We start from the raw sequence: 12655 nt of genomic DNA, 5'->3' as shown, positions 1-12655 counted from the left end.
GACCAAGTATGGCTGCGCTGAGCTTGAAGGGCGTCAGGAAATCCTACGACGGCAAGCAGCACGTGCTGCACGGCATCGACGTGGAGATCGCCGACGGTGAATTCATCGTGCTGGTCGGCCCGTCGGGCTGCGGCAAGTCGACGCTGCTGCGGATGATCGCGGGGCTCGAGACGGTGACGGACGGCGAGATCGCGATCGGCGACCGCGTGGTCAACGCGCTGGAGCCGAAGGATCGCGACATCGCGATGGTGTTCCAGAACTATGCGCTGTACCCACACATGACGGTCGCGCAGAACATGGGCTACGGGCTGAAGATCCGCGGCATCGAGCGCGCGACGATCGACTCGCGGGTGGCCGCGGCCGCGAAGATCCTCGAACTCGAGCCGCTGCTCGCGCGGCGCCCGCGCGAACTGTCGGGCGGCCAGCGGCAGCGCGTCGCGATGGGGCGTGCGATCGTGCGCGAGCCGTCGGTGTTCCTGTTCGACGAGCCGTTGTCGAACCTCGATGCGAAGCTGCGCGTGCAGATGCGGCTCGAGATCCAGCGGCTGCATGCGCGGCTCGCGACGACGAGCGTGTACGTGACGCACGACCAGATCGAGGCGATGACGCTCGCGCAGCGCGTGATCGTGATGAACCGCGGCTATGCGGAGCAGATCGGCGCGCCGGTCGACGTGTACGAGAAGCCGGAGACGGTGTTCGTCGCGGGCTTCATCGGCTCGCCGGCGATGAACCTGATGCATGGCCGGCTGTCGGAGGATGGCGCGACGTTTGCGGTCGCGGGCGGCGGTCCGGCGCTGCCCGTCGCCGGCGCGCCCGGCATCGGCACCACGATCGCCACCGGGCGCGACTGGGTGCTCGGTGTGCGCCCGGAGCACATGACGCCGCAGCCGGGCGTCGCGCAGGCGACGCTGCCGGTCGATTCGTGCGAGCTGCTCGGTGCGGACAACCTCGCGCACGGCCGCTGGGGTAACCACGACGTCGCGGTGCGCCTGCCGCATGCGGTTCGTCCCACGCGCGGCACGGCGCTGGGCGCCGCGGTGCCCGCGCACCGGCTGCATTTCTTCGATCCGGAGACCGGCAAGCGTGCCGGCTGAACCTGCTGCACTTGCCGAGAGACCGACGATGACCCTTCGCACCGACTGGCCCTATCCGCGCGTGGTCGCTCATCGCGGCGGCGGCACGCTCGCGCCGGAGAACACGCTTGCCGCATTCGACGAGGGCGCGCGGCGCGGTCACCGGATGGTCGAATTCGACGCGAAGCTGTCCGCCGATGACGTGACGTTCCTGCTGCACGACGACACCGTCGACCGCACGTCGAACGGCAGCGGGCCGGCGGCGGGCATGCGTTATGCGGCGCTGGCCGCGCTCGACGCCGGCGCGTGGTTCGACGCGCGCTTCGCGGGCGAACGGATGCCGACGCTCGAGGCGGCGGCGGCGCGCTGCATCGCGCACGGGCTGGCGGCGAACGTCGAGATCAAGCCGTGCCCGGGCCGCGAGCGCGACACGGGGCAGCGCGTGGCGGCCGACGCCGCCGCGTACTGGCACGGCGCGGCGGTGCCGCCGCTGCTGTCGTCGTTCTCGTTCGATGCGTTGCAGCAGGCGCGCGCGACCGTGCCGGCGCTGCCGCGCGGGATGCTCTATGAAGCCGTGCCGGACGACTGGCATGCGCAGGTCGTCGGGGCGCTCGGCTGCGTTTCGTTGCATGCAGACCACAAACGGCTCGACGAACCGCTCGTGCGCGCGATCAAGGCGGCCGGGCTGCGCATCCTGGTTTACACGGTGAACGACCTCGAACGGGCGCGCGAACTTGCCCGCTGGGGCGTCGACGCGGTCTGCACGGACCGGATCGACCTGATCGGCCCGACGGCACTCGACGACATCGTGTAGCGCCGCGCGCTCCGGGCAAAATCCTGTCCGGGAACATGCCTGACGCGAAAAAACGACGCCCCGGCGGGATTCCCGCCGGGGCGTTTTGCATCGTGGAGACGTTACGTCGGGAAAAATCCGCTACAAATTGCAGCAGGATTAACCATTCCCCAAATATTCGACTACGCTTAGAAGCGGTAGCCGACGTTCAGGTACGTGACGATCGGGTTCAGCGAGATCTTCGCTTTCGACGTTTCGGTCAGGGTGCCGACCGGCGTTCGGCGGGCCGTCGTGAAGGTTGCGGTCACGCTGACCGGGATGTACGAGATCGACAGGCCCCCGAACCAGTGTTTCGTGAAGTTGTACGTGAAGCCGGCGTTGAGCACGGGCGCCCACTGGTTGCTGGTCGTGGCGCTGGTCGGGCCGCCGAGCACGCCGTTCTCGAAGCTGCTGTTCGTGATCTTTGCGCCGGTGAACCAGACATACGTGGCGCCGACGCCGAGATACGGACGGAACTTCGCGTTGGCGCCGTTGAAGTGGTAGCGAAGCAACAGGGCGGGGCTCCACTGGTACGCACGGCCGAGTATGCCGAACTTTTCGAACTGACCCTTGCCGGTAATGTCGAACTTCGGCGGTATCCCCATGACGAGCTCGGTGGAGATGTGGTCGGTAACGAAGTAGCCAGCTGCGAGCCCGAGCGTATCGGCGTCGTTGATGCCGGCGCCCGTGTTGGGAATCGATTGGTTGATGGGCGTGCCGCCGACGCGGTAGAGGAACAGCGGGTCGCTGCTGTCCTGCGGTGCGAGGTGCAGCCAGCCGGTGCTGACGTAGAAATCACCTGCGGATTGTGCGTGTGCCGTGCCGCCCGCAAATGCGAATGCGAGCGTTGCGGCCCCCGTAATGGCCAGTTTTCGTTTCATTGTGTCTCCTCCGATCAAAGGCGTGCTCATTATGACGACTGCGTTTAAAACCAAACAAGCTCGCAAGTTAGAGCTTTCTCCCTAGGATTCGCACGACCGTACGCTTCCGCGCCCCGTAGGGACAGGCATTCTACGCAGGTGCGCAATTTCGGACCTTCGGGTATTTCCTAACGCGTTCAAACGGACATTCAGCATGGCACGGTTAGCACGACTCTACGTTCCCGACCAGCCGCAGCACGTGATACTGCGCGGCCTGGATCAGCAACCCGCGTTCGTCGACGACCAGGACTACGAACTCTTCATCGATTGTCTGAAGGCCGCGGCCCGCGATCACCATCTTTCGGTGCATGCCTATGTGCTGCTCCCGCGTCAGGTGCAGCTCCTCGTGACGCCGAGCGACGAGGCGAGCCTGCCGAAGGCGATGCAGGCGGTCGGCCGCCGCTACGTCGCGCATTTCAACCGCCGCTATTCACGTCGCGGCACCCTGTGGGAAGGCCGCTATCGGGCGACCGTGATCGAAGGCGAGCGCTATTTCCTGCTCGCGAGCCGCGTGGTCGAGATGAGCCCGGTCCGCGCGCAACTGGTCGCGACGCCCGACGCTTATCGCTGGTCGAGCTTCCGGCACCACGTCGGGCTGACCGTCGATAGCCTGATCACCGATCATCCGCTCTACTGGGCGCTCGGCAACACGCCGTTCGACCGGCAGCGCGCGTACAAGGAGCTGTGCGAACAGCCGCTCGACGAGCGGCAGGCCGACCAACTCCAGCAAGCGACGCTGAAGGGCTGGGTGCTCGGCGGCGAGAACTACCGCGAGTGGGCGGCTCGCACCGCGAATCGTCGCGTGTCGCCGCTGCCGCGCGGACGCCCCAGAAAGGTGCGTGAAAACACGCCGCCCATCCAGCAATAGCGCGGAACAGGCGGATCACGAGGCGGCGCTGCGGGCGCCGCTTCTTTTTGCACCAAAATGATACGGCCCCAATAAAACAGCACCAGATAAGCGCACGGCTTTAATTGGGGATCGATCAAGCGGTTTTTGTTGCTATTCCTTTGATTCGTCGCGTATATTCCGAATTCCGGTGGCCCGGGTGAAGCTCGCCCAACCACTGTCGGCCGTGCCGTCTCCCGTCGGGAGCGGGATCGACGGCAACAAAAAATGGTTCAACGGCCCTCGAGGCCCCCTTTACGACGGTGTCCCCATGAACGACCACCAGAAGCCGCTCGCCGCGGTGCCCGCCGCACAAGGTCTGTACGACCCGCAAAACGAACACGACGCCTGCGGCGTCGGCTTCGTCGCACACATCAAGGGCAAGAAGAGCCACGAGATCATTCAGCAGGGTCTGAAGATCCTCGAGAACCTCGATCACCGCGGCGCAGTCGGTGCCGATCCGCTGATGGGCGACGGCGCCGGCATCCTGATCCAGATTCCGGACGCGTTCTATCGCGAGGAAATGTCGAAGCAGGGCGTGACGTTGCCGCCGGCCGGCGAATATGGGGTTGGGATGATCTTCCTGCCGAAGGAAAACGCGTCGCGTCTCGCGTGCGAGCAGGAGCTCGAGCGGACGGTGCGGGCAGAGGGGCAGGTCGTGCTCGGCTGGCGCGACGTGCCGGTCGACCATTCGATGCCGATCTCGCCGACGGTAAAGGCGAGTGAGCCGCTGATCCGCCAGATCTTCATCGGCCGCGGCAAGGACATCATGGTGACGGACGCGCTCGAGCGGAAGCTGTACGTGATCCGCAAGACCGCGAGCCACCGCATCCAGGCGCTGAAGCTCAAGCACGGCAAGGAATACTTCGTGCCGTCGATGTCGGCGCGCACGGTCGTCTACAAGGGGCTGCTGCTGGCAGGTCAGGTCGGTGTGTATTACCGCGACCTGCAGGACGCGCGCGTCGTGTCGGCGCTCGCGCTCGTGCACCAGCGTTTCTCGACCAACACGTTCCCGGCATGGGAACTCGCTCACCCGTACCGGATGATCGCGCACAACGGTGAGATCAACACCGTGAAGGGCAACGTGAACTGGCTGAACGCGCGTACCGGCGCGATCGCGTCGCACGTGCTCGCCGACGACCTGCCGAAGCTGTGGCCGCTGATCTACCCGGGCCAGTCGGACACCGCGTCGTTCGACAACTGTCTCGAACTGCTGGTGATGGCCGGCTACCCGCTCGTGCACGCGGTGATGATGATGATCCCGGAAGCGTGGGAACAGCACACGCTGATGGACGACAACCGCCGCGCGTTCTACGAATACCACGCCGCGATGATGGAGCCGTGGGACGGCCCCGCCGCGATCGCGTTCACCGACGGCCGCCAGATCGGCGCGACGCTCGACCGTAACGGCCTGCGCCCGGCGCGCTACATCGTCACGGACGACGACCTCGTCATCATGGCGTCGGAAGCCGGCACGCTGCCGATCCCCGAATCGAAGATCGTCAAGAAGTGGCGCCTGCAGCCGGGCAAGATGTTCCTGATCGACATGGAACACGGCCGCATCATCGACGACAAGGAACTCAAGGACAACCTCGCGAACGCGAAGCCGTACAAGAGCTGGATCGACGCCGTGCGCATCAAGCTCGACGAGATCGAGCCGAAGGCCGAGGACGTCGCGGCCGGCCGCACGCAGGGCGCCGCGCTGCTCGACCGCCAGCAGGCGTTCGGCTATACGCAGGAAGACCTGAAGTTCCTGATGGCGCCGATGGCGCAGCAGGGTGAGGAGGCTGTCGGTTCGATGGGCAACGACTCGCCGCTCGCGGTGATGTCGAACAAGAACAAGACGCTCTATCACTACTTCAAGCAGCTGTTCGCGCAGGTCACGAACCCGCCGATCGACCCGATCCGCGAAAACATGGTCATGTCGCTCGTGTCGTTCATCGGCCCGAAGCCGAACCTGCTCGACACGAACAACATCAACCCGCCGATGCGTCTCGAAGTGTCGCAGCCGGTGCTCGACTTCAAGGACATCGCGAAGATCCGCGCGATCGACCAGTACACGGGCGGCAAGTTCAGCGCATACGAGCTGAACATCTGCTACCCGGTCGCATGGGGCAAGGAAGGCATCGAGGCACGCCTCGCGTCGCTGTGCGCGGAAGCTGTCGACGCGGTCAAGTCGGGCTACAACATGCTGATCGTGTCGGACCGCAAGACGGACGCCGAACACGTCGCGATTCCGGCGCTGCTCGCCACGTCGGCGATCCACACGCACCTCGTCCAGCAAGGGCTGCGCACGAGCACGGGCCTCGTCGTCGAGACGGGTTCGGCACGTGAGACGCACCATTTCGCGCTGCTCGCGGGCTACGGCGCGGAAGCCGTGCACCCGTACCTCGCGATGGAAACGCTCGCGAAGATGGCGGAAGGCCTGCCGGGCGACCTGTCGCCGGAGAAGGCCGTCTACAACTTCACGAAGGCGGTCGGCAAGGGGCTGCAGAAGGTGATGTCGAAGATGGGCATCTCGACGTACATGTCGTACACGGGCGCGCAGATCTTCGAAGCGCTCGGCCTGTCGAGCGACCTCGTCGAGAAGTACTTCAAGGGCACGGCTTCGAAGGTCGGCGGCATCGGCCTGTTCGAAGTCGCGGAAGAAGCGATCCGCCTGCACCGCGATGCGTTCGGCGACAACCCGGTCTTGCGCGACATGCTCGACGCGGGCGGCGAGTACGCGTACCGCGTGCGCGGCGAAGACCACATGTGGACGCCGGACTCGATCGCGAAGCTGCAGCACGCGACGCGCAGCAACTCGTACCAGACGTACAAGGAATACGCGCACCTGATCAACGACCAGACCAAGCGCCACATGACGTTCCGCGGCCTGTTCGAGTTCAAGGTCGAGCCGACCAAGGCGATCCCGATCGACGACGTCGAATCGGCGAAGGACATCGTCAAGCGCTTTGCGACGGGCGCGATGTCGCTCGGTTCGATCAGCACCGAGGCGCACGCGACGCTCGCGATCGCGATGAACCGGATCGGCGGCAAGTCGAACACCGGCGAAGGCGGCGAGGACCAGAAGCGCTACCGCAACGAGCTGCGCGGCATTCCGATCAAGTCGGGCGAGACGCTGAAGTCGGTGATCGGCGACGAGATCGTCAGCGACATTGCGCTGAAGGATGGCGATTCGCTGCGCTCGAAGATCAAGCAGGTCGCGTCGGGCCGCTTCGGCGTCACCGCCGAGTACCTCGCATCGGCCGATCAGATCCAGATCAAGATGGCGCAGGGTGCGAAGCCGGGCGAAGGCGGCCAGCTGCCGGGCCACAAGGTGTCGGAATACATCGGCAAGCTGCGGTACTCGGTGCCGGGCGTCGGCCTGATCTCGCCGCCGCCGCACCACGACATCTACTCGATCGAGGATCTGGCGCAGCTGATCCACGACCTTAAGAACGTGAACCCGAGCTCGAGCATCTCGGTGAAGCTGGTGTCGGAAGTGGGCGTCGGCACGGTTGCGGCCGGTGTCGCGAAGGCGAAGGCCGATCACGTCGTGATCGCCGGCCACGACGGCGGCACGGGCGCATCGCCGCTGTCGTCGGTCAAGCATGCGGGCACGCCGTGGGAACTCGGTCTGGCCGAAACGCAGCAGACGCTGGTGCTGAACCGCCTGCGCGGCCGGATCCGCGTGCAGGCCGACGGCCAGATGAAGACGGGCCGCGACGTCGTGATCGGCGCGCTGCTCGGCGCGGACGAATTCGGCTTCGCGACGGCGCCGCTCGTCGTCGAAGGCTGCATCATGATGCGCAAGTGCCACCTGAACACGTGCCCGGTCGGCGTCGCGACGCAGGATCCGGTGTTGCGTGCGAAGTTCAAGGGCCAGCCCGAGCACGTCGTGAACTACTTCTTCTTCGTCGCTGAAGAAGTGCGCGAGATCATGGCGCAGCTCGGCATCGCGAAGTTCGACGACCTGATCGGCCGCGCCGACCTGCTCGATACGCGCAAGGGCGTCGAGCACTGGAAGGCGAAGGGCCTCGACTTCTCGCGCGTGTTCTACCAGCCGGAAGAGTGCGAGGACGTCGCGCCGCGTCACGTCGACGTGCAGGATCACGGCCTCGAGCGCGCGCTCGACCACGTGCTGATCGAGAAGGCGAAGGCCGCGATCGAGAACGGCGAGCATGTGTCGTTCATCCAGCCGGTGCGCAACGTGAACCGTACCGTCGGCGCGATGCTGTCGGGCGTGATCGCGAAGAAGCACGGCCACGACGGCCTGGCCGACGACGCGGTGCACATCCAGCTGAAGGGCACGGCCGGCCAGAGCTTCGGCGCGTTCCTCGCGAAGGGCGTGACGCTCGACCTCGTCGGCGACGGCAACGACTACGTCGGCAAGGGCCTGTCGGGCGGCCGGATCATCATCCGCCCGACCAACGACTTCCGCGGCAAGTCCGAGGAAAACATCATCTGCGGCAACACGGTGATGTACGGCGCGATCGAAGGCGAGGCGTTCTTCCGCGGCGTCGCGGGCGAGCGTTTCTGCGTGCGCAACTCGGGTGCGACGGCGGTCGTCGAAGGCACGGGCGACCACGGTTGCGAATACATGACGGGCGGCACGGTCGTCGTGCTCGGCGAAACCGGGCGCAACTTCGCGGCCGGCATGTCGGGCGGTCTCGCGTACATCTACGATCCGGAAGGCACGTTCGCGGCGAAGTGCAACAAGTCGATGGTCGCACTCGATCCGGTGCTGCAGCAGGCCGAGCAGGAGCGTACGGTCGACCGCGCGCTCTGGCATGCAGGCATGACGGACGAAGCGCTGCTCAAGGGGCTCGTCGAGCGTCATTTCCAGTTCACGGGTTCGCCGCGCGCGAAGTCGCTGCTGGAAAACTGGGACGCGGCGCGCCGCCAGTTCGTGAAGGTGTTCCCGCACGAATACAAGCGCGCGCTGGGCGAGATCGGTGCGAAGAAGGCGGCGAAGGAAGTACTGGCCGCCTGAGCGACGAACGACATAGCGAATGCCGCGCGCGCATGACTGCCGCGCGCGGCTCCCCCACCCGATACACCGAACAGAAGAGCACCTTATGGGCAAGGCAACCGGTTTTCTGGAGTTCGAACGCCGCCACGAGGCGTACGAAGCACCGCTCACGCGCGTGAAGCACTACAAGGAATTCGTCGCGGCACTGACCGACGCGGACGCGAAGGTCCAGGGCGCGCGCTGCATGGATTGCGGCATCCCGTTCTGCAACAACGGCTGCCCGGTCAACAACATCATCCCGGACTTCAACGATCTCGTTTACCGCCAGGACTGGCAGCAGGCGATCGAAGTCCTGCATTCGACCAACAACTTCCCCGAGTTCACGGGCCGCATCTGTCCGGCGCCGTGCGAGGCAGCGTGCACGCTCGGGATCAACGACGATCCGGTCGGCATCAAGTCGATCGAGCACGCGATCATCGACAAGGCCTGGGCGGAAGGCTGGGTGAAGCCGCTGCCGCCCGAGCACAAGACCGGCAAGACGGTCGCGGTCGTCGGTTCGGGCCCTGCGGGCCTCGCCGTCGCGCAGCAGCTCGCGCGTGCGGGCCACGACGTGACGGTGTTCGAGAAGAACGATCGCATCGGCGGCCTGCTGCGTTACGGGATCCCCGACTTCAAGCTCGAGAAGTGGCTGATCGATCGCCGCATGCGCCAGATGGAAGCGGAAGGCGTGACGTTCCGCACCAGCGTGTTCATCGGCAAGGATCCGCTGCCCGAGTCGATCGGCAGCCTCGCGAAGGAAACCATTTCGCCGGAGCAGCTGAAGGAAGAATTCGACGCGGTCGTGATCGCGGGCGGTTCGGAAACGCCGCGCGACCTGCCGGTGCCGGGCCGCGAACTCGCCGGCGTTCATTTCGCGATGGACTTCCTGCCGCAGCAGAACCGCGTGAACGCGGGCGACAAGCTCGTCGATCAGCTGCTCGCGAAGGGCAAGCACGTGATCGTGATCGGCGGCGGCGATACGGGTTCGGACTGCGTCGGCACGTCGAACCGTCACGGCGCGAAGCAGGTCACGCAGTTCGAGCTGCTGCCGCAGCCGCCGGAAGAGGAAAACAAGCCGCTCGTGTGGCCGTACTGGCCGATCAAGCTGCGCACGTCGTCGTCGCACGAAGAAGGCTGCGAGCGTGACTGGGCGGTCGCGACGAAGCGTCTCGAAGGCAAGAACGGCAAGGTCGAGAAGCTGATCGCGGTGCGCATCGAGTGGAAGGACGGCAAGATGCAGGAAGTGCCGGGCTCCGAGTTCGAGATGAAGGCTGACCTGGTGCTGCTCGCGATGGGTTTCACGCAGCCGGCAGCCACCGTGCTCGAGGCGTTCGGCGTCGCGAAGGATGCGCGCGGCAACGCGCGTGCGGCAACCGAAGGCGATCGCTCGTACTACACGTCGGTCGACAAGGTGTTCGCGGCGGGCGACATGCGTCGCGGCCAGTCGCTCGTCGTCTGGGCGATCCGCGAAGGCCGCCAGTGCGCGCGCTCGGTCGACGCGTATCTGATGGGGCATTCGAACCTGCCGCGATAAGCGCGGTTCGCGGGCCACTGTCGTATCAGCCGGGCGTCCGAAAGGGCGCCCGGTTTTTTTATGGCCGGCGCCCGCAGGTGCCGCTGGCGTCGGCCTCCGATGTCGGCCGTGCCAGTTCGCGGCGGCCGCCAACCCTCGTCATCTCCCCGAAGCGTCGCCTAACCTGATCACATCGGACGTTGATTTTCCGCGATCCCGTTTCCTTTCATTTTGTAATAATCCTTGGAAACTGTCATATCATGTCGCCCCTCCGGCCGCGTTCGCATGGCAGCCGAATATGACTGACCCCGTTTACAAGGATTCTGGATGGAAGCATTCGTGCAAGGGCTGATCGATGCCGTCAACGGTGTGCTGTGGAACTACGTGCTGATTGCGCTGCTGCTCGGCGTGGGCGCGTGGTTCACGCTGCGGTTCCGGATGATCCAGCTGAAGGCGCTGCTCCTCAGCATGAAGCTGGTCGGCAGCAAGGGCGAGCCGGGCAGCATCTCGTCGTTCCAGGCGTTCGCGACCGGCCTCGCGAGCCGCGTCGGCACCGGCAACATCGCGGGTGTCGCGGTCGCGCTGACGGTCGGCGGGCCGGGCGCGATCTTCTGGATGTGGATGACGGCGCTCGTCGGCATGTCGTCCGCGTTCGTCGAAGCGACGCTCGCGCAGATCTTCAAGGTGTCGCACCCGGACGGCAGCTATCGCGGCGGCCCCGCGTACTACATCCAGACGGGCCTGCGCTCGCGCGGCTTCGGCGTGTTGTTCTCGCTGTCGCTGATCCTCGCGTTCGGCTTCGTGTTCAACGCGGTGCAGGCCAATGCGATCGCCGATGCATTTCACACGTCGTTCGGCTGGCGCCGCGAGACGGTTGGCCTCGGCCTCGTGTTGCTCACCGCGCCGCTCATCTTCGGCGGCATTCGCCGCATCGCGTCGGTCGCGCAGGTGATCGTGCCCGTGATGGCGATCGGCTATCTCGCGCTGGCCGTCTACGCGGTTGCGACGCACGCGGCGCTGGTGCCGGGCGTGATCGCGCTGATCGTGAAGAGTGCGTTCGGGCTCGAGCAGGCGGCGGGTGGCCTGACCGGCTATGCGGTCAGCCAGGCGGTCGCGATGGGCGTGAAACGCGGGCTGTTCTCGAACGAAGCCGGCATGGGTAGCGCGCCGAACGCGGCCGCGACCGCGAGCGTGCGGCATCCGGTCGTGCAGGGGCTGATCCAGATGCTCGGCGTGTTCGTCGACACGATCGTGATCTGCAGCGCGACCGCGTTCGTGATCCTGCTGTCGGGCCAGTACGAACTCGGCACCGGCATGGAAGGCGCGGCGCTCACGCAGCGCGCGATCGCGAGCCACGTCGGCGGTTGGGGCGGCATCTACATGGCCGTCGCGATCTTCTTTTTCGCGTACTCGTCGGTGATCGGCAACTACGCGTATGCGGAAGGCAACGTCGAGTTCATCACGAAGCGGCGCGGCGTGCTGCCGCTGTTCCGCATCGCGGTGCTGGGGATGGTGATGTTCGGCAGCGTCGGGCAACTGCCGCTGGTGTGGGCGATGGCCGATACGAGCATGGGGCTGATGGCGATCATCAACCTGGTCGCGATCCTCGCGCTCGGCAAGTATGCGCATGCCGCGTGGCGCGACTATCGCCACCAGCGCGCGCAGGGCATTGCCGAGCCGGTGTTCACGCGCAACACGATTCCCGAGCTCGCACGCGTGCTGCCAGCCGACGTGTGGGGCGAGCACGGCCCGCTGCCGCTGCGTCCGGCTTCGGCTGATGCGGTGGACGAAGCGGCGAACGACGCGGTGGCCGAAGCCCGCGTGGCGGTGCGCGAGTCATGAACGGCGAGCGGCTCCGTGCATTCGTCGCGCTGATGCCCGATACGGCATCGCGCGACGCGCTGCACGCGCTGCCGGTTACCCGCGGTGCACGGCGCACGCTGCCCGCGCAACTGCACGTGACGCTTGCGTTCATCGGCGCGATCGAACGCGCGCGGTGCGACGCGCTGGCCGAGCGGCTGCCGGCGCTCGCGAGCGCGCATGCGCTGCCGTTGCAGCGGGTCGAGCGGATCGCGTGGTGGCCGAGCCTGCCGCGCGCGCGGCTGATCGTCGCGGAACTCGCTGCCGATCCCGCCTGTACGGCGCTGAATGCCGATTTGTCCGCGCTGTTGCGCGACCTGGGCGTGCCGGCCGACCGCCGGCCGTTCCGGCCGCATGTGACGCTCGCGCGGCTGCCGCGCGATGCTGACGGACAGCCCGCGCACGGCGGCGCGACCGGTCGACCGGTCGCGGTGCGCTTCGTCGCGCTGACGTTGTTCGAAAGCCGGCAGTCGCACGACGGTGTGTCGCATGTGCCGATCGTGTCGGTGCCGATCGGGCGGGCGTAGCGGGAAGGGGGCGGGACGAACAAGAGAAGGCCGGCGCGGCGTGCGCCGGCC

The 12655-nt window shown here is 66.3% G+C and carries 8 protein-coding genes; 7 read left to right on the top strand and 1 reads right to left on the bottom strand.

Going from position 1 to position 12655, the window contains the following annotated elements; translation table 11 throughout:
• Window positions 1-8 precede the first annotated feature (8 nt).
• Together ACVK00_RS28640 and ugpQ are read left to right on the top strand one after the other, a co-directional pair.
• Complete coding sequence (locus tag ACVK00_RS28640) at window positions 9-1094, top strand: sn-glycerol-3-phosphate import ATP-binding protein UgpC (RefSeq protein WP_284888478.1); 1086 nt, start codon at window positions 9-11, stop codon at window positions 1092-1094.
• A 28-nt stretch (window positions 1095-1122) separates the two neighbouring features.
• Window positions 1123-1887, top strand: a complete 765-nt coding sequence (gene ugpQ, locus ACVK00_RS28635; RefSeq protein WP_228906586.1) for a glycerophosphodiester phosphodiesterase — start codon at window positions 1123-1125, stop codon at window positions 1885-1887.
• 167 nt (window positions 1888-2054) lie between these two features.
• Here ugpQ and ACVK00_RS28630 read toward each other — a convergent pair whose 3' ends face one another.
• The gene (locus tag ACVK00_RS28630; RefSeq protein ID WP_284888479.1) at window positions 2055-2786 is read right to left on the bottom strand and encodes an OmpW/AlkL family protein; all 732 of its coding nucleotides are present in this window, start codon (window positions 2784-2786) and stop codon (window positions 2055-2057) included.
• Window positions 2787-2979: 193 nt separating this feature from the next.
• On the opposite strand from ACVK00_RS28630, the gene ACVK00_RS28625 reads away from it, so the two are divergent.
• The 5 genes from ACVK00_RS28625 to thpR all read left to right on the top strand — a co-directional run bounded on the left by ACVK00_RS28625 (window position 2980) and on the right by thpR (window position 12604).
• Window positions 2980-3693, top strand: coding sequence for a transposase (locus tag ACVK00_RS28625; RefSeq protein ID WP_228906593.1), 714 nt, complete (start codon window positions 2980-2982; stop codon window positions 3691-3693).
• Between the two features lie 289 nt (window positions 3694-3982).
• Window positions 3983-8686 carry a glutamate synthase-related protein gene (locus tag ACVK00_RS28620; RefSeq protein ID WP_284888480.1) on the top strand — a complete coding sequence of 1568 codons (4704 nt, stop codon included), beginning with the start codon at window positions 3983-3985 and terminating at the stop codon, window positions 8684-8686.
• An 85-nt stretch (window positions 8687-8771) separates the two neighbouring features.
• Entirely contained in the window at window positions 8772-10238 is a 1467-nt protein-coding gene (locus ACVK00_RS28615; protein ID WP_228906602.1) for a glutamate synthase subunit beta, read from the top strand.
• 306 nt (window positions 10239-10544) lie between these two features.
• Window positions 10545-12059, top strand: coding sequence for an alanine/glycine:cation symporter family protein (locus ACVK00_RS28610; RefSeq protein WP_228906604.1), 1515 nt, complete (start codon window positions 10545-10547; stop codon window positions 12057-12059).
• On the top strand, window positions 12056-12604 hold the full coding sequence (gene thpR, locus ACVK00_RS28605) for an RNA 2',3'-cyclic phosphodiesterase (protein WP_228906606.1): 549 nt from the start codon (window positions 12056-12058) through the stop codon (window positions 12602-12604). Before ACVK00_RS28610 ends, thpR begins: the two co-directional genes overlap by 4 nt.
• Window positions 12605-12655: the final 51 nt, after the last annotated feature.

This window comes from Burkholderia sp. PvR073, assembly GCF_054055695.1.
Note: the sequence above shows the minus strand (reverse complement) of the source record. Positions and strands in the feature narration are given on the sequence as shown.